Annotated in this window: 18 protein-coding genes, 2 pseudogenes and 3 riboswitches; of the genes and pseudogenes, 8 read left to right on the top strand and 12 right to left on the bottom strand. The window is 67.8% G+C overall.

What is annotated here, in order from left to right; all coding sequences use genetic code 11:
- Positions 1-301: 301 nt before the first annotated feature.
- Positions 302-502: riboswitch (cobalamin riboswitch) on the top strand.
- Between the two features lie 33 nt (positions 503-535).
- Entirely contained in the window at positions 536-1,471 is a 936-nt protein-coding gene (locus DY467_RS12115; protein ID WP_164636298.1) for an ABC transporter substrate-binding protein, read from the top strand.
- Between the two features lie 32 nt (positions 1,472-1,503).
- Here DY467_RS12115 and cobA read toward each other — a convergent pair whose 3' ends face one another.
- Genes cobA through cbiE form a run of 5 tightly spaced genes read right to left on the bottom strand, consistent with a single transcriptional unit; the run spans position 1,504 to position 5,989 of the window.
- Positions 1,504-2,253, bottom strand: a complete 750-nt coding sequence (cobA, locus tag DY467_RS12110; protein ID WP_164636297.1) for a uroporphyrinogen-III C-methyltransferase — start codon at positions 2,251-2,253, stop codon at positions 1,504-1,506.
- Complete coding sequence (locus DY467_RS12105; protein ID WP_164636295.1) at positions 2,253-3,614, bottom strand: cobyrinic acid a,c-diamide synthase CobB; 1,362 nt, start codon at positions 3,612-3,614, stop codon at positions 2,253-2,255. Before DY467_RS12105 ends, cobA begins: the two co-directional genes overlap by 1 nt.
- A complete protein-coding gene (gene cobM / locus DY467_RS12100; RefSeq protein WP_164636294.1) occupies positions 3,601-4,380 on the bottom strand; it encodes a precorrin-4 C(11)-methyltransferase in 780 nt (259 codons plus the stop codon). Before cobM ends, DY467_RS12105 begins: the two co-directional genes overlap by 14 nt.
- A complete protein-coding gene (locus DY467_RS12095) occupies positions 4,377-4,769 on the bottom strand; it encodes a cobalamin biosynthesis protein (RefSeq protein ID WP_164636292.1) in 393 nt (130 codons plus the stop codon). Before DY467_RS12095 ends, cobM begins: the two co-directional genes overlap by 4 nt.
- A complete protein-coding gene (gene cbiE, locus DY467_RS12090) occupies positions 4,766-5,989 on the bottom strand; it encodes a precorrin-6y C5,15-methyltransferase (decarboxylating) subunit CbiE (RefSeq protein WP_164636291.1) in 1,224 nt (407 codons plus the stop codon). Before cbiE ends, DY467_RS12095 begins: the two co-directional genes overlap by 4 nt.
- On the opposite strand from cbiE, the gene DY467_RS12085 reads away from it, so the two are divergent.
- Positions 5,988-6,770, top strand: a complete 783-nt coding sequence (locus DY467_RS12085) for a cobalt-precorrin-6A reductase (RefSeq protein WP_205502311.1) — start codon at positions 5,988-5,990, stop codon at positions 6,768-6,770. The genes cbiE and DY467_RS12085 overlap by 2 nt on opposite strands.
- Here DY467_RS12085 and cobJ read toward each other — a convergent pair.
- The 6 genes from cobJ to tcuA all read right to left on the bottom strand — a co-directional run bounded on the left by cobJ (position 6,737) and on the right by tcuA (position 12,234).
- Positions 6,737-7,498, bottom strand: coding sequence for a precorrin-3B C(17)-methyltransferase (gene cobJ, locus DY467_RS12080; RefSeq protein WP_164636289.1), 762 nt, complete (start codon positions 7,496-7,498; stop codon positions 6,737-6,739). The two genes, DY467_RS12085 and cobJ, sit on opposite strands and share 34 nt — an antisense overlap.
- Complete coding sequence (locus tag DY467_RS12075) at positions 7,495-8,223, bottom strand: precorrin-2 C(20)-methyltransferase (protein WP_164636287.1); 729 nt, start codon at positions 8,221-8,223, stop codon at positions 7,495-7,497. Before DY467_RS12075 ends, cobJ begins: the two co-directional genes overlap by 4 nt.
- Positions 8,220-8,849 carry a precorrin-8X methylmutase gene (locus tag DY467_RS12070; protein ID WP_164636285.1) on the bottom strand — a complete coding sequence of 210 codons (630 nt, stop codon included), beginning with the start codon at positions 8,847-8,849 and terminating at the stop codon, positions 8,220-8,222. The genes DY467_RS12075 and DY467_RS12070 overlap by 4 nt, the downstream gene beginning before the upstream one ends.
- A complete protein-coding gene (locus DY467_RS12065; protein WP_164636283.1) occupies positions 8,846-9,409 on the bottom strand; it encodes a hypothetical protein in 564 nt (187 codons plus the stop codon). The genes DY467_RS12070 and DY467_RS12065 overlap by 4 nt, the downstream gene beginning before the upstream one ends.
- Before the next feature lie 110 nt (positions 9,410-9,519).
- Positions 9,520-9,719, bottom strand: a riboswitch (cobalamin riboswitch).
- A gap of 87 nt (positions 9,720-9,806) precedes the next feature.
- Entirely contained in the window at positions 9,807-10,943 is a 1,137-nt protein-coding gene (tcuB, locus tag DY467_RS12060) for a tricarballylate utilization 4Fe-4S protein TcuB (protein WP_164636281.1), read from the bottom strand.
- On the bottom strand, positions 10,930-12,234 hold the full coding sequence (gene tcuA, locus DY467_RS12055; protein WP_164636308.1) for an FAD-dependent tricarballylate dehydrogenase TcuA: 1,305 nt from the start codon (positions 12,232-12,234) through the stop codon (positions 10,930-10,932). The genes tcuB and tcuA overlap by 14 nt, the downstream gene beginning before the upstream one ends.
- A 146-nt stretch (positions 12,235-12,380) precedes the next feature.
- Positions 12,381-12,591, top strand: a riboswitch (cobalamin riboswitch).
- Between the two features lie 204 nt (positions 12,592-12,795).
- Here tcuA and cobT point away from each other — a divergent pair.
- The 5 genes and pseudogenes from cobT to DY467_RS12030 all read left to right on the top strand — a co-directional run bounded on the left by cobT (position 12,796) and on the right by DY467_RS12030 (position 17,965).
- On the top strand, positions 12,796-13,860 hold the full coding sequence (gene cobT, locus DY467_RS12050; RefSeq protein ID WP_164636279.1) for a nicotinate-nucleotide--dimethylbenzimidazole phosphoribosyltransferase: 1,065 nt from the start codon (positions 12,796-12,798) through the stop codon (positions 13,858-13,860).
- A complete protein-coding gene (locus DY467_RS12045; protein WP_164636277.1) occupies positions 13,857-14,627 on the top strand; it encodes an adenosylcobinamide-GDP ribazoletransferase in 771 nt (256 codons plus the stop codon). Before cobT ends, DY467_RS12045 begins: the two co-directional genes overlap by 4 nt.
- 86 nt (positions 14,628-14,713) lie before the next feature.
- Entirely contained in the window at positions 14,714-16,288 is a 1,575-nt protein-coding gene (locus DY467_RS12040) for a cobyric acid synthase (RefSeq protein ID WP_164636275.1), read from the top strand.
- 30 nt (positions 16,289-16,318) lie between these two features.
- Positions 16,319-17,080: a precorrin-6A synthase (deacetylating) gene (gene cobF, locus DY467_RS12035; RefSeq protein ID WP_164636273.1), complete on the top strand. Its 762-nt coding sequence runs from the start codon at positions 16,319-16,321 to the stop codon at positions 17,078-17,080.
- A gap of 120 nt (positions 17,081-17,200) precedes the next feature.
- Positions 17,201-17,965: pseudogene (locus tag DY467_RS12030) on the top strand (type 1 glutamine amidotransferase).
- Between the two features lie 4 nt (positions 17,966-17,969).
- Here DY467_RS12030 and DY467_RS12025 read toward each other — a convergent pair.
- A pseudogene (locus DY467_RS12025) lies at positions 17,970-19,620 on the bottom strand (MFS transporter).
- A 337-nt stretch (positions 19,621-19,957) separates the two neighbouring features.
- Between DY467_RS12025 and DY467_RS12020 the strand changes: the two are divergent.
- A complete protein-coding gene (locus DY467_RS12020) occupies positions 19,958-20,608 on the top strand; it encodes a hydrolase (protein ID WP_012495662.1) in 651 nt (216 codons plus the stop codon).
- Positions 20,609-20,619 lie beyond the last annotated feature (11 nt).

Here is a 20,619-nt window from a genome sequence, read left to right as displayed (position 1 = left end):
CGCAGGAGGTGGTGCAGGCGCGGGTGCCGGTGGTGCGGCTGGCGGCGGCGCGGGCGGTGGCGGCCCGTCGAACTCCGATCGTGGTGGTCAAGGCTCGGGCAGCTCGCACGGCGCGACCAATTCGACGACGCCGAGCTCGGACGGCCAGTCGGGCGCAACCACGCCGATGCGAAAGTAAGCGCTCCCGCGACGCGACGACGTCAAGATCAACAAGCCGGGTGGTGCCTGACCGCACCTCCCGGCTTTTGCTTGTTGGGGGGCTGCGGAAGATCGTCGTCTTGCCGCGGGCTGGGCGACGTGCTTAACCCAGACGTGTACCGGTGCCTTTCGCTGAGAGAGGTGAAACGGGAATGCGGTGCGGGGCGATGCCCCAATGCCGCAGCTGCCCTCGCAACTGTGGGCGGATCGGAGCGTCCTCGAATGCCACTGGCCGAACTGGCCGGGAAGGCGGACGCGACGGATATCCGCGAGCCAGGAGACCGGCCGGTGCATGGTGTGCAACTCGTTCGGCGATGGGCCGGCGGAGGATGTCGTCTTGAACAGAACAATTGCGCCGCATTGCGGCGTTCGGCCGCCCGTCGCCTTGCGTGACCGGCGTGCGCCCCGCTGGCGTTCCCGCTTGTTGCTGGTGGTCGCCGCGGTTGGTTTGCTGGCCTCGCCAGCGTTCGCCGCCTCCAAGCGGATCGCCTCGATCAACATGTGCACCGATCAGTTGCTGATCGCCCTGGCTGATGCCGACCAGATCGCTGGCCTCGGACCGTATGCGCGTGATCCGAGGCTGTCGTGGCTCGCCAAGGAGGCTGAGCGATTTCCGAGGCTGTCAGGTGAAGCTGAGGATCTTTTGATGCTCGCGCCCGACGTGGTGCTGGCCGGCCGCTATGGCAAGCGCGCCACGCGCGAGCTGCTGCGCGCGCAGAATATTCCAGTGGAAGAGTTCGACGTGCCGCGGACGATCGACGAGGTGAAACTGCAGATCCGACGAGTCGGCGCGCTGGTCGGTCATCCGGAGCGCTCGGAGGCGATGATCGCGTCGATTGATCAGGCCGCGGAGCGGGCACGGCGCACCGCCTCGCGGTGGCAGGGCCGGGTGCTGGCGCTATCGCGGCGCGCCTGGGTGACCGGCGGCGATAGTCTGCTCAGCTCGTTGCTGCAGACCGCTGGCCTGTCGAATGCGGCGTCCGATCTTGGTTTCGCTTATGGCGGCTTCGCCTCGCTCGAAGCGATCGTCGCATCGCGGCCGGACCTGTTACTCGTATCTGAAGAGCAGCCGGTGGCTGAAGATCAGGGCAAGGCTCTGCTACTGCATCCCGCGATCCAGCAGGCCTATCCGGCGAGCCGACGGATCGTTGTTCCCGATCAGCTCACGGTCTGCGGCGGCGCGATGCTGCCGGTTGCGCTCGATCGACTATCCGACGCGATCGAGCAGATCAGCCAGCGCCGAGGCGTTGCGGCGGCCGCGCCGCGGCAGTGAACGCGTTGTCGTCGCCGGTCGCGTGCTGGCGATCAGCTCTCCTCCAGCGCGGCGCCGTACAAAATCATGCAGGGGCCGGACGGCCGATCGGCGGTGAGGCGGGCGGCAATTTCGCTGACGCTACCACGCTGCACGGTGGTCGCGTCGGAGCCGAGGCTTTCGACCATCACGGCCGGCGTCGTGGCGCTCAGGCCGCGGGCGATCAGTTGCGCCACGAGGGCCGGGAAGGTGGCCTTGCCCATATAGACGCAGGTTGTTGCGGTGGCGTCGGCCAGCGCTGCGAGGTCGAGATCGCGCGGCAGGCGGCCGTCGACATCGTGGCCGGTGACGAACTGCACCCGGCGCGCGATGCCGCGCTTGGTCAGCGATGCGCCGATCGTGGCCGCAGCGGCGGTCGCCGTGGTGATACCAGGCACGATCTCGACCGCAATGCCGGCCTCGCGCGCGGCGCGCAGCTCTTCGTCGGCGCGGGCGAACAGCGTCGGATCGCCGGCCTTCAGCCGCACCACGTGCTTGCCGCGGAGCGCGTAGCTGATCGCGAGGCGGCTGACTTCGTCCTGGCGCGGCGAGGGATGGCCGGCGCGCTTGCCGACCGCGACCATCTCGGCGTTGGGATCGAGATAGGCCATGAAGTCTTCGCCAGCGAGGTCGTCGTATAGCACGACGTCTGCGGCCTGCAGTCGCTTGATCGCGCGCAGTGTCAGCAGGTCGGCATCGCCCGGGCCGGCGCCGACCAGTGTGATGCGGCCGGGTGCAGCGGCGCTTTCGAAAGAGTTGGACATCAGGCGATCGCCTCCTCGGCGACATCGATCAGATGGAAGAAGGTGCCGGTGACGTGGCCGCGACGACTACCGGTCTCATCAGTGAGTTGGCCGGCAGGATCGCGGATCTCGGCAAGCGGCTCGTCCGCCACGGTGACGACGCGGGCGTAGTGATATTCATGGCCGCGCAGCATGCTACCCGCGGCATGGCCGGCGGCGGCGGCCTGTAAAGTCGCGAGGCGATAGCCGAGATGCAGCTTGCGGCTTGCGAAGTCGGTCTCAAGGCCGAGTAGCCCCGCCATCGCGTGGCGCGTGCCGTCGGCATCGATGAGACCTGTGCCAAGTGTCATGTAGCCGCCGCACTCGCCGTGCACTGGGCGGGTTTCTGAAAACGCGCCGAGCGCCGCTTTGAACCGCGTTGCTGCCGCAAGTCGCCCGGCGTGTAGCTCGGGATAGCCGCCCGGCAGCCACGCGGCATCGCACGACGGATCGGGGCCTTCGTCGTTCAACGGCGAGAACGGCACGATCTCGGCGCCGGCGGCGCGCCAGCCGGCGGTGAGGTGCGGATAGATGAAGGAGAATGCGTCGTCGTGCGCCAGCGCGATGCGCTGACCCGGCGGCGCCAGCGGACGGATCGTCGATGCAATAGGATCTGCCGGTTGCGCGGCGCGGATCACCGCATCGAGATCGATGCCCCGCATGGCGCTGTCGGCGAGCTGCTGCAGGCGGGTGTCGAGCCTCGCGGTCTCGCGTGCCTGCACCAAGCCGAGATGGCGGTTCTTCAGCGTGAGATCGCGCTGGCGCTCGAAGCTGCCCAGCACCGGAATGTCGTGCGCGGTGAAACCGTCGCGGACCAGCGTTTCATGGCGCGGGCTCGCGACGTTGTTGAGGATGATGCCGGCGATGCGGACGTCGCTGCGATAGCGGGCGAAGCCGAGCGCCAGCGCGGCGGCCGATTGCGCCTGGCCCGCGACGTCGATCACCAGCACGACCGGCCAGCCGGTGAACGCGGCGATATCGGCGGTGGCGCCGTTACCCCACGCGCCGACCGCGCTGCCGCCGTCGAACAGCCCCATCACGCCCTCGGCGAGGCAGAGGTCTGCGCCCGCGGCGGCATCGAGCAGAAACGTGATGCGGTCTTGGCCGAACGCCCAGGAATCCAGATTGTAGCAAGGCCTGCCGGCGGCGATCTCGTGAAACGCCGGGTCGATGTAATCGGGCCCGCATTTGTACGGCTGCACGGTGAGGCCGCGGCGGCGCAGTGCCGCATGCAGCGCCAGCGTCACTGTGGTCTTGCCGCTATTGGTCGATGGCGCCGCGATGATCAGTCCTGGCGGACGGCTGTTCGTCGCCGTTGTTACGACGTCATCAGTCACGGTCACGGCCGTCCTCCGCCGAGCGGCGATAGCGGCGATCGTAGTCGGGCGCGTACAGCGAGCTCTCGCGGAAATCGGTCGCGGCGAGCGATGGCCCGACCAGGATCAACGCGGTGCGGTCGATGCCTTCGGCAGCGACCTGCGCGGCGATCGAGCCGAGCGTGCCGCGGATCACTTGCTGTTCCGGCCAGCTCGCGCGCACCACTACGGCGACCGCGCTGTCGTCGCCGTAATGCGGACGCAGCCGTTCGACGACGTCGGCAAGGATGTGGATCGACAGATGGATCGCCAGCGTGGCGCCGGTGGCGGCGAAGGCTTCCAACGTCTCGCGCGGCGGCATTGCCGAGGCGCGGCCGGAGGTGCGCGTCAGCACTACGGTCTGTGCGACTTCCGGCAACGTCAGTTCGCGGCCGAGCACGGCGGCCGCCGCCGCGAACGACGGCACGCCGGGCGTGACGGTGTAGGGGATGCCGTGCTGCTCCAGGCGGCGGATCTGTTCGCCCATCGCGCTCCATACCGAAAGGTCGCCGGAATGTAGCCGGGCGACGTCGTGGCCGGCTTCGGCAGCGGCAACGAACTCAGCCGTGATGGCGTCGAGATCGAGCGGTGCGGTGTCCACCACGCGTGCGTCCTTCGGGCACAGCGCCACGATTTCGCGCGGGACTAATGAGCCAGCATAGAGGCACACGGGGCAGCGCATCACCAGGTCGCGACCGCGCACGGTGATCAGATCGGGCGCGCCGGGGCCGGCGCCGATGAAGTGGACGGTCATGCCAACGGCTCCTCGACCGCCACCGCGGCCGTCGCGAGGCGATCCTGTGAGATCAAACGGGATACGATCAGCCGCGCCGTCGGTCCGGCGGCGGCGAGCGCCGCGGCCTCGCAGACGCTGCCGACGCCGCGGTGATGTGCGACCACGGCAGACGACGTCGTAATACGTGCGGCGGCTTGTTCGAGCGCAGCCGTCTCGACCGGCAAGACGGGGAGAGCCGTTGCTGTCGAGGCCTCGCGCAAGCTGCTGTGATCGGCTTTGTCCGCTGCAGTCGCTAGCGCGGATGGTTGGTGCGGGGCGGCGGCGCGGCGCGCGGTCTCGATCACATCGATGATCGACGACGCTGGGGTGACGGCGCGGAAGCCGATGCCGATCACGACCGCGGTCATTTGCGGACGCTCCATTGCACCACCGGCATTGCCGCGCGCCATCCGGTGAGGCCGCCGACCGGCGCGGCGCGCTCGACGCCGAGCCGCAGCAGCTCGCCGCCGTGACGGTGATGCCAGTCGATCAGCCGCGCCTCGGTCTCCAACGTCACCGCATTGACCACCAGCCGGCCGCCGGGGGGCAGCGCCTGCCACACCGCATTCATCACGCCCGGGCGGCTGGCGCCGCCGCCGATGAACACCGCGTCGGGCGTGGGGAGACCGGCGAGCGCCTCGGGCGCGGCGCCGAGCCTCAGATCGAGCTGCGGCACGCCGAGCGCCTCGGCATTGGCGCGCGCGGTGGCGAGCCGGTCGGCGTGCGTCTCGATCCCGATCGCGCGATTGTTGCGCGCCGCCAGCAGCCATTCGATTCCGATCGAGCCGGCGCCGGCGCCGATGTCCCACAGCAACTCATGGCCCCGCGGCGCCAGCGTCGACAGCGTCACGGCGCGGACCTCGCGCTTGGTGAGCTGGCCGTCGTGTTGAAATAGCTCGTCCGGCAGGCCGCTGACGCCCGGCAGGATCACGGCGTCCGGCTCGGCCACGGCGGTGATGCCGAGCGCCACCGGCGCGGTGACGTCGGGGAAGGCGAAGATCGACGCGGTGGTCCACCGCACGCGTTCGCGCGGTCCGCCAAGCGCTTCGAGCACGGTGAGTTCGGACGCGCCGAAGCCGTTCGCCGCCAGATAGCCGGCGATCTCGCCGACCGCCGCGCCGTCGCGCACCAGCACGATCAGCCGCGCCTCGGGGCGGAGATGCGGGCGCAGCGTCGTGACCGGCCGCGCGTGCAGGCCGAGCGTCACCGTGTCCTCCAGGCGCCAGCCGAGCCGCGCCGCAGCCCACGCAAAGGTTGATGGCGCCGGGACGGCGGTCCATTCCTTGGGCGCGAGATGATCGGCCAGTACCGCGCCGGCGCCGTGCCAGAACGGATCGCCGGAGCAAAGCACGACGACGCGGCGGCCGCGCTGCGCCAGCACCTCGGGCAATGAGGCCGAGAACGGCACGCGCCAGGGCAGGCTGGGCTTGTTCAACGCGGTGACGAGGCCGAGGTGACGATCGCCGCCGACGATCAGCTCGGCTGCTTCGAGCAGCGCCCGTGCGCGCGCCGACAGCCCGTCGAGGCCGTCCTCACCGATTCCGACGATGGACAGCCAGGGCCGCGTCGTGTCATCGCTGGTGATCATGACGCTCCCTTCATCGCATCGCTCGCGCGTATTGATCCTCGGCGGCACCGCCGATGCCTCGGCGCTCGCCAGGGCGATCGCCGCCGAGCCGGCCATCGATGCGGTGCTGTCGTTCGCCGGCCGTACCGATCACCCGAAGCCGCCGCCGATTCCGTTTCGCGTCGGAGGCTTCGGCGGCATCAGCGGTCTGGTCGATTACTTGCGCGCCGAGCGGATCGAACGCGTTGTCGATGCGACGCATCCATTCGCGGCGCAGATGAGCCGCCATGCGGTGATCGCCTGCGCCGAAGCCGGTGTGCCGCTGCTCGCGCTGGAACGGCCGGCGTGGCAGGCCACCACTGGCGATCGATGGATCGAAGTCGATGATCTCGATCAGGCCGTCGGCGCGCTTGGCGCTGCGCCGCGGCGGGTGTTTCTCGGCATCGGCCGCCAGAACCTCGAACTGTTCGCGGCGCAGCCGCAGCACGCTTATCTGGTGCGGCTGGTCGATCCACCGCGCGGGCCGCTGCCGTTGCCGAACGTCGATATCGTGGTGGCACGTGGACCGTTCGATCTCGGCGGCGACCGCGCGCTGCTGCAGGCGCACCGCACCGAGATCGTCGTCGCCAAGAACGCCGGCGGCGACGCGGCCGTCGCCAAGATCACCGCGGCGCGCGAACTCGGGCTGCCAGTGATCATGGTGAAGCGGCCCGCGGTGCCGGATCGGTGCTGTGTCCCAATGGTCGCCGACGTGATGGCCTGGCTCGGTCACGACAGCGCTCCGGAGAACCGCGGGGTGTAGACGAAAGCGGTGCCGCTGCTGCGCGGAATGATTCTGGTCTGCGATGAGCCGATCATCACCAGCGTGCGCATGTCGGCGCGTTGCGGCACAGCATCGCCGAGCGGCATCACGTCGATGCGCTCGCGCGGATCGCTGACGGCAGTCGCAAAGATCACCGGCACGGATGCCGGATGGATGCTGCGCAATAGCTCAAACGCGCGGCCGAGCTGCCAGGGCCGCGCTTTCGAGATCGGGTTGTACAGCGCGATCACAAAGTCGGCTTCGGCCGCCGCGCGCAGACGCTTCTCGACCGTTTCCCACGGCTTGAGATTGTCCGACAGGTTGATCGCGCAGAAATCGTGGCCGAGCGGCGCACCGATCCGCGCTGCAGCGGCGAACATTGCGCTGATGCCGGGAAGCACGCGAATGTCGAGCTCCCGCCAAGCTGCATCGCCGGCCTCGATCGCTTCGAACAGCGCCGCCGCCATCGCGAACACGCCGGGATCGCCGGAGGAGACGATCACAACATGCCGGCCGTCACCTGCCAGCCGCAGCGCGAAGCCGGCACGATCGAGCTCCTCGCGATTATCGGAAGCGTGCCGCTGCAAGCCGTCGCGTTCGGCGACGCGCGCCACATAGGGCGCGTAGCCGACGATGTCGGTGGCGCGTGCCAGTGCTGCGCTGACTTCGGGCGTGATCAGTTCTTGCGCGCCGGGCCCAAGGCCGGCAACCACCACAGATCCGGTCATGGCCGTCGCCCTTGTCCGTGAACCAGCACGATCGAGAAGTAGGGGGCGTCGTCGGTGGTCTTGTCGGCGAGCGGCATCACCACCTGATCGTCCATCGCGCCGCGCTCGACATAGATCGCGCGATCGAGCAGGCCGGCGTCGTCGAGCGCGCGGCGTACCTTGGGCAAATTGCGGCCGAGCTTCATGATCACGATCGCATCGCCAGCGGCGAGCGCCGCCTTCAGTCGCGCCGGCCCGAGCGTCGCCGGCACCACGCAGAGCACGTCATCACCATAAGTGATCGGCGTTCCGCTCGCGGTCCAGCACGCCGCCATGCCCGAGATGCCGGGCACGACTTCGACAGGCACGCGCGGCGCCAGCCGGCTGTGCAGATGCATGAACGAGCCGTACAGGAACGGATCGCCTTCACACAGCACGACGACGTCGCGGCCTTGCGCGATGTGTTCGGCGAGCCGCGCGACGCATTGTTCGTAGAAGCTGCGCAGCGTCGCCGCATAGGCCGGATCGTCGAGCGCAATCTCGGTCGTCACCGGATAGTCCATCGGCTCTTCGATCACACCGTCCGCCAACAGACCGTCGGCGATGCGGCGCGCGTGGCCGGGGCGTCCGGCTTTGCGGAAGTACGCGACCACCTTGGCGGCGCCGACCAGCCGCGCGGCGCGGACGCTCATCAGGTCGGGCGCGCCGGGGCCGACGCCGACGCCGTAAACTGTCGGCGCGCTCATTCGCGTTCGCTCGCCAGCGCGTTGATCGCCGCAGCCGTCATCGCGCTGCCGCCGCGCCGGCCGCGCACGATCACGCAAGGCGACGGCGAGTCCGTCAGCAGTGCGTCCTTGGATTCGGCCGCGCCGACGAAGCCGACTGGGATGCCGATAATGGCAGCGGGCAGCGGTGCGCCGGGCTCGGCGAGAATTTCGAGCAGGCGGAACAGCGCGGTCGGCGCATTGCCGATCGCCACCACAGCGCCCTGCATCCGGTCGCGCCACAGTTCGAGCGCGGCGGCCGATCGGGTGGTGCCGAGCTTTGCGGCGAGGGCCGGAACACCAGGATGGCTCAGCGTGCAGATCACTTCGTTGTCGGCCGGCAGCCGCTTGCGGGTGACGCCGTTGGCGACCATCTGCGCGTCGCACAGGATCGGCGCGCCGGCCTGCAGCGCGGCGCGACCGGCCGATACAAAGCCGGGCGTGAACGCGATGTCGTCCGCAACCTCGACCATGCCGCTGGCGTGAATGATGCGCACCGCGATCTTCTCCTCGTCGCGCGTGAACCGATCGAGCGCGGCTTCAGCGCGGATAATGGAGAACGACTGACGATAGATCGCGTCGCCGTCCTTTTCGTAAGCGTAAGTCATCGGGCGGCGTCCTCGATCAGCTCGGGGAGAAGGGATGGGGGCTGCTCTGTGTCGGCGACTGCGCTGCCGCTTGAAGTCTCCATCGCGGAGATGCTGAGCCCCGCGGCGAGGGCGAACTGCATCAGGATGGCGCGTGCGGCATGGCCGGCGCGCTGCGCGTACAGCCTATTGAGGCGACGAAGCGTGGTCGGCGGCAGGTTGGTGATCAGTTCGCTTGGAACGTCGGGCTGCTCTCGAGCGCTTAGGACCGCGAAGGCCATCCGCCGGCTGCCGGCGAACGCGGTGGTCGGTTCGACGGCTTCACGGTCGGAATGCGCCTGATCCGGCAGCACGATCAGGATTGCGCGCGGCAGCGACGAATCGAGGGAGCGCTCGCACGCGTGCGCGGCGAAAGAGGCGAGATCGCTGGTGTGCAACCGGGGCGGTCCGCCGGGCCATGACTGAGCGAAATCCGCCAGCGTCGCGGCGCAGGGCGACAGCACCACGATTTCGGCGGCGGCTGGCCGAAGCGACAGCTGAGAACCGGCGGAGACACCGGGATGGAGCGCAGTGGGCGGCATCGCGCCGAATCTCGTCGGTTGGCCATCGCGGGCGATGGCTCAAAACCGGCGAACGGACCTGCACTCCGGACCGCCGAAAGACATCCCGGGGCACCCCGCCCGAAACGACGTCAACATAGCAGGCGACGGCAGGTCTCCTGGCTCACGGGTCTTCGCCGATGCAGCCTTCCCGGAATATCTCCAGTGGCGTGTTGCGTCGGCTAACCGTTTACAGTTGCGGGGGCAGCTTCGGCTCGACCGCGGGCAGCGATCTTCCGATATTCCCTCTTCGTCCTGTCCGAGGACAGGACACCGTCGGCGCGGGATGTTTGGGACGGAAACGGCAAACTGTCAATCGACCATCATTGGCAACTGGCCGCCAAGAGCCGTCATCAAATTCGCGCCAGCTTGATCGGGATCAAGGCGTATCGCCCGAGGCCTCCGGGGCTCGCGCCAACGAGCTGCGGCGGCTATCGATCGCCGCACGCAGCAGCGCCGCCGCCCGGAACGGCGCGTGCAGCGCTTTGCTGAACGGCAGCGCGGCGAACAGGCCGAACACCAGCCCGAGATGGGTGGTGAGCAGTAGCCCCATCGCCAGCGTGCTGCGGAAGCCGAGCACCGCGAGCCCACTGGCGCCGACGAGGGCCAGCAGGATGAGAAAAGCGACGTTCAGCCTAGTCTCGCCGCGATCGCTCGGCTCGTGGTCGGCCCGCGCTTCCAATGCCAGCAGTCCCACCGCGCCGACGGTCATCGTCACGCCGCCGACGAGCCCGAGCATCACCGGCAGGCTGACGACCGGGTAGGGCGCTACGACGCCGAGCAGATGATGATAAGTGGCGGCCACGATTGTCGACAGGCCGCTGAGCACGAAGCCGCCGGCGGTCAGATGGTGTAAGATCCGTCGCCGCTGCGAGGTGCGCTCATCATGGTTGTGGCAGCCGGGACCGCCGCCGCCGAGATGGCGCAGCGTGATGATGTCGGAGAGGGCAGCGGGCAGCGCGCGGACGATCTCGCGGACCGTCATCCCCGGCGCGATCGTATGCCAGTATCGCAGCGTCGCCAGCGTGACCGCGATCACCGCCCAGGCGAAGGTGCCGCCCGCGAGTCCGGCCATCGCCGGCCACGGCAGCACGCGATAGAACGCGCCTTCGCCCGCGTGGGCGGTTAGCAAGGTTGCCGATGAGTCCGTGCCCAGTACGAGGCCAAAGGTGATCAGCAGCGCGAGCGCGACGGTGGCGGGTACTGCGAGCGATGAGGCGCGAAAGACGCGCCCAAGCGCGGGCGGCCACAAATGGTCTGCATAGGAGCGCTGCCGCAGTTCGGCGAACGTCGCCGGCAGATTGACGGCGAACGGATGTGGTGGTGTGTACTGGCAATCATGCCAGCAGCCCTGGCAGTTGTGGCACAGGTTCGACAGGTAGCTGACGTCGGTCAGGCTGAAGCCGTGCTTGCCGTCGATCGCTGGAAACACCGGGCAGAGCCCATCGCAATACATGCAGGCGCTACAGATCCGCAGCACGCGCTCGGCCTCTGAGATCGGATCACCCGCGGACATGGCGCGCGGCCTCCTCGCCGGCGATCTGGCCGAACACTGCCGATAGGGTGATGCCTAGCCCGGCGAGATAGCCCCGGCGCAGCACATTCGCGGCCATGATCATGCCGGCCGCGAACAGATCGTCGTGACGGCGCCCGTCGGTCTGGACCACCCGCATCGTTGCATCCACCTTGATGCCGTAGTGCACGAAGGTCAGCCCCGGCCGCATTGGATAGGCGGCAAATGGTGGCTCCGCGATGGTGCGCGCGGCGTTGGCCGGGGCGGCATTGAAGTCCTCAATGCTTTGCAACAGAGCGGTGGGATCGATCTGCAGCGCGGCAGCTAGTTCCCCGAGGTTCGGCGCAGTGACCGGCGCTAGCGCGGATGGCGCAGCGCGGGCCAGACCCGCTGCATCGAGCACCAGGAAAGCAATTTGACCGGGGCAGGCGGCGATCCTTGGTCCCCATTTGGCATAGTGGGTCGGCTGCGATCCGGCCCCTGCGACGTCGATGCGAGCACCGGATCGATCGACGACGAGGCCGAGCGGAATCGATGTGATCCGTGTGACGATGCCGCCGTCGAATTGCGGTCCGCGCGCATCGACCGGGACCGCATGACAGGTGGTCGGATCGCCGATTGCACAGCCCCCGGCTGCGATCAGCAGATCGAGCAAGCGACCGTCCGAATATGGCGTGCCGCGGACCATCCAGCCGTCGGCGGCGCTGCCGAAATTTTCGCGCAACCAGGCGGGGTCGGCCCCCGGGCCACCGGCACAGACGACGACGCTGCGCGTGCTGATTGCGCGATCGGTCGCTGCGCTTCGCACACTGATCGTCCAGCCATCGTCGTCGTTGCGCAGAAGCGACCTGACTTCGCTGTCGTAACTGATGACGATGCCGAGCCGCTTAGCCGCAGTGTACAGCGCGTTGATCATCGCTTTGCCGCCGCCGAGCGGAAACGCGGTGCGGCGGGAGTACGGCATCACCCCGGTGCCGGGCGACTGCAGGTGCACGCCGTGGTCGATCAGCCAACCGGCGATGCTGCGCGCGCGTTCGATCAGCAGCTCCGTCAGCACTTGGTCGGTGCCGTCGCCCGTGACGCTGCGTAGCTCGGCGCGCAGTTCATGCGCTGTGTAGCGATCAGGGACATAGGCCAGTGGCGTCTCGTGCGTCAGCCGGAAATTGCGGCCGTGGCGCGCGTTGCCGCCGCGTAGGGGCCGCGGTGCCGCTTCGAGCAGGCGGACCGAAGCGCCGCTGCGGCGCGCGGCAATCGCAGCGCAAAGACCGGCGATTCCGCCGCCTATCACCGTCACATCCCACAGCAAGATGCGGTCAATCCGGTCGAGATGATGCGCCAGGGCCGCTCGAGAGCGGCCAAGAAAAGCGCGGCTTGGTGGACCTTCGTCTTAGAGGGCGGCTCCGGGTTGTTGTCAATCTTGCGCCCGTGGCGTCGCCGTGCTGTGGTGCCGCTCGCTTCGGTGCCCTTCGTTCGAAGGGTGAAACGGGAATGCGGTGCGGCGAGCAATCGCCAAGTCCGCGGCTGCCCCCGCAACTGTAAGCGGACCGCTTCCGGTCACACCGCCACTGAGAACGGCATCCTCAAGCCGCTCGGGAAGGCGACCGGGACAATGTCCGCGAGCCAGGAGACCGGCCGAAGTCCGAAAACCATGCCATTCGACGGTGGGTCGAAGAAGGACACAGACATGCTGCACCGACCGCCGACCTGACGCGCGCCTCTGCTTTCCGCGGAGAAATCCCGTCGTCGCCCGAACGAACCAGCGCGCACAGCTTTGCTGTCGCCGCCACGATGGTCGTTCGACTGTCTTCACTGCCCGCTGTCGTGGCGGCAGCATTCCTTTTGCCGAGCCTCCCGAATGCACGCGCCCCTGCTTGATCCACGTATCCTTTCCGTTTCGCCGGTCGATCCCGCCCATGAGTCCGAGCTGCGGGCTCGGCTCGACGGCAAGGCGAAGCCGCCGGGCTCGCTCGGCCGGCTCGAAGAACTCGCCGTGCAGCTCGGGCTGATCTGGCATCCGGCGCCGCCGCGGGCTGAGCGTGCGACGGTGTTCATCTTTGCCGGCGATCACGGCCTCGCCGCCGATCGGGTGTCGCCGTATCCGGCGAGCGTGACACGCTCGATGGTCGAGGCGTATCTGGCAGATTGCGCCGGCGTGAACGTTCTGGCGAAAGCGGCAGCGACCGAGGTGCGGATCGTCGACGGTGGCATCGATGCCGACATGCCGCCACATCCCAAGCTGATCGATCGCAAGATCCGGCGCGGCACCCGCAATGCACGCCACGAACCAGCGATGACTCACCAGGAGGCGGCGCGTGCGATCACGGCGGCGGCCGATCTGGTGCGTGAGGATATTGTGGGCGGTCTCGACATCGTTGCGATCGGCGAGATGGGAATAGGCAACACGACGTCTGCTGCGCTGATCACCCACGCGCTGACTGGGGCTGCAATCATCGATTGCGTCGGCCGCGGCGCCGGGATGGATGATGCCGGCGTCGCACACAAACGCGCCATCGTCGAGCAGGCGGCGGCGCGGGCGCAGCCGACGGCGCCGCTCGACGTGCTCGCTGAGTTCGGCGGATTCGATATCGCGATGATGGCCGGCGCGGTGCTGGGCGCTGCGGCTTCGCGGCGGCCGGTGGTGATCGATGGCTTCATTGCCAGCGCCGCTGCGCTGCTGGCGGTGCGGCTGCAGCCCGCGGCGCGCGATTACTGCGTGTTCTCTCATCGCTCGGCCGAGCGCGGCCACCGTGTGCTGCTCGAAACGATGCAGGCGACGCCCTATCTTGATCTCGGCTTGCGGCTCGGTGAGGGCACCGGTGCGCTGATGACCGTTCCGCTGCTGCGCGCCGCTGCCGGCATCCTCAACGATCTCGCCGCGCTGTCGGACGTGCTGGCGGGCCGGTTCGGATCGCGCGCGTGAGCCGGCAGATCCAATCCCTGCTCAACGCCGTGCAGTTCATGACGCTGGTGCCGACGCCGCGCACCGCGCTGTTCGACGACGACTGGTTGCTGAGCGCATCGAAGTACTTTCCGTTGGTCGGCGCCGGGATCGGTCTTGTGTGCGGTGGCGTGCTGCTCGCAGGCTCGCTGATCTGGTCCGGCGTGGTGCCGGCGATGATGGCCGTCGCCGCTGGCGCGGCGCTCACCGGCGCGCTGCACGAAGACGGCATCGCCGACACAGCGGACGGCCTGTTTGGCGGCCGCACCCGCGAGCAGCGACTGGCGCTGATTAAGGACAGCCGCCTTGGCCTCTATGGCGCGGTGGCGCTGGTCCTAAGTTTTGCGATCCGCGTTGCAGCGCTGGCGAGCCTGCCGCCGTGGCTCGGCGTTGCTACTCTGGTGGCCGGCTATAGTCTGGGGCGGACGGGCATCGTCGCGGCGATGTCGGCGCTGCCTTATGCCGGCGACGCAGCCACCGGCAAGCTGAGCTATCCGACGCGCGCGATCAGTTCGGCAGGCTGGTTCGGACTTGCTGCGTTCAGCGTGCTCGGGGCGCTGTGGCTGGTCATGCTCAATCCGCCGGCGGCGATCGTGGGGCTTCTGGTCGCGGGCGTGTTCGGCTTGGCTGCCCCGTGGATCGCGCTCCGGCTGATCGGCGGTTATCGCGGCGATGTGCTCGGCGCCACCGAACAGATGATCCAGATCGGCCTGCTCCTCGGCGTCGTGGCGATGGCCGGCCATGGCTGAGTGATACCGCGGCTGCCGATCACGTTCGACCGCAGGCGCGGGCACCTGCGCTGCTTCCTCTCAACTCCATGCCATCGAGTGGTTTCATGACCGACGCCCATGTCGAGGAGCTCATCTCCCGTATCCAATTCACGCCGCGCGCGACCACTGGTCCCCGGCGCGCCCGCTCGCTGATGATCCAGGGCACCAGTTCGGACGTCGGTAAGAGCATGGTGGTCGCGGGGCTGTGCCGTGCCTTCGCCCGGCGCGGGCTGGTGGTGCGCCCCTTCAAGGCACAGAACATGAGCAACAACGCCGCGGTCGCGTCCGACTCGGATCTGCCGCTCGCTCCGAACGGCGAACAAGTTCGAGGCGAGATCGGCCGCGCCCAGGCGCTGCAGGCACGCGCCTGCGGCGTGTCGCCGTCGATCCACATGAACCCGGTGCTGCTGAAACCGCAGTCGGAGATCGGCGCCCAGGTGGTGCTGCGCGGACGCGTGCTCGGCAACTGCCCGGCGCGAATCTATCACCACATGCGGCAGCGGCTGATTCCGGCGGTGGTCGACAGCTTCGAGCGGCTCGCTGCCGAGGCTGATCTGGTGCTGGTCGAAGGCGCCGGCAGCGGCGCCGAGGTTTACTTGCGCGCCTCCGACATCACCAACATGCGGTTCGCCGAGGCGGCCGATCTGCCGGTCGTGTTTCTGTCGGACATCGACCGCGGCGGCACCATGGCGGCACTGGTCGGCAGCTACGTGCTGCTGAGCGAGGGCGATCGCGCCCGCGTCGTCGGCTATCTGATCAACAAGTTCCGCGGCGACTTCTCGCTGTTCGAACCCGGCTGCCGGACCATCACGGCGGAGACCGGCTGGCCGTTCCTCGGCGTGCTGCGCTGGTTTCCCGGCGCCGACAGGCTGCCGGCAGAAGACTCGCTGGCGCTGGAACGCGCCGCAGCGGTGAGCCGAGGCCGGCTCAAGATCGCGGTGCCGCGGCTGCAGCGCGTCGCCAATTTCGATGACCTCGATCCGTTGGTGGCGGAGCCCGACATAGATCTGCAGTGGATTCAGCCGGGCTCGCCGATTCCGGCCGATGTCGATGTCGTGGTGCTGCCTGGCTCGAAGGCGACCCGCACCGAGCTCGATCTGATCCGGCGCGAGGGTTGGGATATCGACATTCACGCCCACGTCCGCCGCGGCGGCCGCGTTGTCGGACTGTGTGCTGGCTTCCAGATGCTTGGCCGTGTGGTGCGCGATCCGCAAGGCGTCGAGGGGCCCGCGGGCGAGACCGCTGGGCTTGGTTTGCTCGACATCGAGACCGAGATTTCTGGCGACAAGCGCCTGATTGAGATCGATGCGATCGATCGGGTCAGCGGGTGCCGCGTCGTTGGCTACGAGATGCATATGGGCCGGACCACCGGCCCGGGTCTGGCGCGGCCCTGGCTGAAGCTTGAGGAGGGAGGCACCGAGCGCGCCGAAGGCGCCGTCTCGGCGGACGGCCGCGTCAGCGGCGGCTATCTGCACGGCATCTTCGGCGGCGATGCGTTCCGCTCAACCTGGTTGGCGCAGATCGGCGCCGCCTCGTCCGGGCTCGATTTCGAGCGCCGGGTGGAGGAGACGCTGGACGCGCTCGCCGATCATTGCGAAAGCAATCTCGATCTCGATGCCTTGCTGGCGTTGGCGCGGTGAAGCGGCGTTCGCGGGCGGAATAGGACGACGATGCGGAAGATCTTGTTGATCGGAATCGGGCCCGGCGGTCCGAACTATCTGACCCTTCAGGCTGTCGAGGCGCTGAACCGAGCGACCGTGTTCTTCATTCCCGACAAGGGAGAAGAAAAGGCCGAGCTGCGCCTGGCTCGGGAGCAGATCTGCGAGCGCTTCATCAAGACGCCAGGCTACCGCTTCGTCACCATCGACATCCCCAAGCGCGCGGCGCAGCCCCAGGACTATCGCGCCACGGTGGACGATTGGCACGCCCAGATCGCCGATCGGTTTCAGCACGCGATGACCGAGCAACTCCCGGAGGATGGTTGCGGCGCGTTCTTGGTGTGGGGCGATCCGTCGCTTTACGACAGCACGATCCGCATTCTCGACCGGCTGCGCGCGGGCGGCATGGCGATCGACTACGAGATCATTCCCGGCATCACCGCAGTGCAGGCGCTGACGGCGCGTCATGGCATCGCGCTCAACGGCATCGGCGAACCCGTCACGGTGACGACAGGGCGCAAGCTCGCCAGCGCGGGGCGATGGTCGGGCGAGACAACGGTGGTGATGCTCGACGGCGAGGAGACTTTCGCCAAGATCGACGCCGAGGGGGCCGAAATCTTCTGGGGCGCCAACCTCGGCATGGACGATGAAGTCCTGGTAGCCGGCAAGCTCCCGGAGATTGCGCCCGAGATTCAGCGCGTCCGCCGCCAGGTGCGTACCGCCAAGGGCTGGGTGATGGACATCTATCTGCTCCGTAAAGCCGGGGAATCGTAGATTGGTACCGTCGTGCTTCGACCGGCGCTGCTCATTTATCGCGCTTGCTCGATGCCAACGTATCGGCCAAAACCGCGCCATCGGTGGCGCGCATCACGCGCCGATCTGAGCGGGGCCGACATGAACAGCATCGCGACCAGCCCGAACCGAAGTGGACTGCGCTTCCTGGTGTTTCAGCACGTCGATGTCGAGCATCCTGGGATCTTCCGCGAGTTCTGGCGCGAAGCGGGGATCGTGTGGGATGCAGTCGAACTCGATGCAGGCGAACCGATCCCAGCGCTGGAGCCGTACGACGCTCTGATCGTGATGGGCGGCCCGCAAGACGTTTGGCAGGAAGACGAGCATCCCTGGCTGGTGCCGGAGAAGGCTGCGATCCGACGCTTTGTGCAGGAGCTTGGCCGACCGTATCTCGGCATCTGCCTCGGGCATCAGTTGCTTGCGGCTGCGCTCGGCGGCGAAGTCCGTCTCGGCCAGACTCCTGAGGTTGGTCCGGGCGAAGTCGAGCTGACGGCGGCCGGCGCAACCGATCCGTTGTTTGCCGGTCTTTCCAGCCCGCTGAAGACCTTCCAATGGCATGGGGCCGAAGTCGCGACGTTGCCGGCCGGCGGCGAAGTGCTGGCGCGCAATGATGCTTGCGCGGTGCAGGCGTTCCGGTTTGGCCCGGCGGCTTACGGGCTGCAGTATCACGTCGAGATCACCGACCGCACCGTGCCCGAATGGCAGCAAATTCCCGCCTAGGCCGCTTCGCTCGAGACGGCGCTCGGGCGAGAGCGTGCCGCGAAGCTCGCCGACGAGACCACCGGGCTATTACCCGGCTTTGCGCAGGCGGCGCGCCGGCTCAACGACAACTTCCTGCAGATCGTGACGCGCGCAGCGGCGCGCTAAGCCATCACGACGTCTGCGGCGGATGCGCAGGCTGCCGTTTGATGTGCCCATGCGGCGCGGCGATCAAATGCGTCACTTTTGGTTCGGCATCAAACAAGCGGATCTGCTCCTGTAGCACCCGATCGGCATTGGTGACCCGCTCGTGCTGGCGGAGATGCTCCAGCCATGAAGCGACCTTGAAGGTTTCGACAAAGCGGCCGGGATCGGCCGCATCCTCGAACACGCCCCATTGATAGGCGCCGTCGCGCCGCCGCTGCCGGCTGAGATGCCGCACCGCGCTGAGAAACGCCTCGCGATGGCTCGGCGCAATTCGGTACTCGACCGTGATCAGCACCGGGCCCTGATCCGGTTCGGCATCGATGCTGACGATCGGCGTCGGCCAGTGCATCGAGGGTGACAGATCGACGTCAGCGCCAGCTTTGAGTTTCCATCGCCAGGTCACCACCATGCCGAGCACTGCGCCCGCCCGCAGCCGCGAAATGTGCGATCGGCAGGCCGAACGATGAGGCGATCTGGCCCCACAGCGCACTGCCTGCGGTCATCGCGCCGAAGAACACGGTGACGAACATCGCCAGGCCGCGTCCGCGGACCCAATCCGGCAGCACGACCTGCACCGAGACGTTGAGGCTGGCCAGCACGGCGATCCACGAGACGCCGGCGAGCAGGCACGCCGCGACAGCGAGTTCGACCTGCCGGGCAAGGCCGAGCATCACCAGACACAGCGCGGTGCCGAGCGTGCCGGCGGCCACCAGCCGGTCGGGGCCGAGCGCGGCCTTCAGCTTCGGCAGGGCGAGTGCGCCGCCGATCGCGCCGGCGCCGACCGCGCCGAGCAGGATGCCGTACAGTTCCGGCCCGCCAGCGATCCGCGATCGGGCCACCAGCGGGAGCAGCGCCCAATAGGCGCTGGCGAAGAAGAAGAACGCCACCGCCCGCATCAGCGTCGCGCGCAGATCGGTGTTGTGCCGGGCGTGACGGATGCCGGTGATCAGTGCTTCGATCAGCCGTTCCGGCGGCAGCGTGCCGCTGCGCGCATGAGTAGGGCGCCACCAGATCAGCGCAGCAATCACCGTAAGGTTGCTGACCGCATTGATCCAGAACGGCGCGGCGATGCCGAGGCTGCCGATCGCGACGCCTCCCAGCGCCGGGCCGATGGCGCGGCTGATATTGATGCCGACGCCGTTGCTGGCGACCGCAGAGGCGAGATCCTGCTTCGGCACCAGATCCGGCACGATCGATTGAAACGCCGGCGCGGCAAAGGCGGCGCCGGCGCCGAGCAGGAATGTGAACAGCAACAGCTGCGGCGGCGTCATCAGGCCAAACCACACCAGCGCGGCGCTGGCCCCGGCGAACACGGTCAGGACGATCTGCACCACGATCAGAAACTTGCGCTTGTCGACGATATCGGCGAGCGCACCCGCCGGAATGGCAAACAGGAAGATCGGCAGGTTGGACGCGACCTGCACGAGCGCGACCTGCAGCGGGTCTGCTTCCAGGCTGGTCATTAGCCAGCCGGAGGCGGCATTGAACATCCAGGTGCCGACGTTGGACACCACCGTTGCCGTCCACACCACCGTGAAGGCGATGTGGTGAAAGGCTGCCCAGGATGAAGGGCGTGGCGGCGCCGCTGTCTGCTGGCCGCCTTCAACACTGCTCATCGGTCCTCGCTGGTTGAAGGCGCCCGTGATCTGTCCGGCGCTGATTGCCAAAGCGGAAATCTATCGCGGCGGCGCCAAGCGAGATTGCAGGACCTTGCTGCGGTTTGAATGTTTGAGCGCCGCGTCAGGCGCGAGAGGATCGACTGTCATCAGACCCGAAGCCGCATGAGCTGTCCTGACCACCACGGCGCACCTGCGGTGAGATGTCGTCATCGGCGTGAGCAGGGCGCCGCGCGTTCGTGCAAGCGGTGACGGGTTCGTCCAAGCGATCGGGACACTGGGCAGGGCATGATTGCGTCCAGTTGCCTCAGCTCAGCCCCGAACTTGGAGAGTTCCGATGTCGAAACTGGATATGCTCACCCCCGAGAACAGCGCAATCGCGCTGATCGATTATCAGCCGGCGATGTACCAGGGCGTGCAGTCGCACGACCGTCTTGTGGTGTTCAACAACATCCAGATTCTCGCCAAGGCGGCGAAGCTGTTCAAGATCCCGACGGTGCTGACCACGGTGGCCAAGGATTCATTTTCCGGCCCGTTCATGCCGGAAGTCACCGAGCTGTTTCCGAATCTCGACATCATCGACCGTACCTCGATGAATTCGTGGCTCGATCCGAATTTTCGTAAGGCTGTCGCCGCCACCGGGCGCAAGAAGTTCGTGATCGCCGGGCTTTGGACTGAAGCCTGCGTCATGTTCCCGACGCTCGACATGCTGAAGGAAGGCTACGAGATCTACATTCCGGCCGATGCCTGCGGCGATCTGTCGATGGAAGCGCACAACCGCTCGATGGAGCGCGCGATTCAGGCCGGCGCGGTGCCGATCACCTCCTGCCAGTACGCGTTCGAGCTGCAGCAGGACTGGGCGCGCTCGGAGACCTATGAGGGCATGATGGACATCCTGCGGGCGCACTCGCCCTACGGCATCCAGATCCGTTTCTCCAAGTGGGCGCTCGGCGAACACGCCTCTGAGGGCGGCACCAAGGCCGCCTGACGCGATCGGCG

It is taken from the genome of Rhodopseudomonas sp. BR0G17, assembly GCF_010907025.1.
Taxonomy (GTDB): domain Bacteria; phylum Pseudomonadota; class Alphaproteobacteria; order Rhizobiales; family Xanthobacteraceae; genus Rhodopseudomonas; species Rhodopseudomonas palustris_H.
This window is presented reverse-complemented; position numbering and strand designations above follow the sequence as displayed.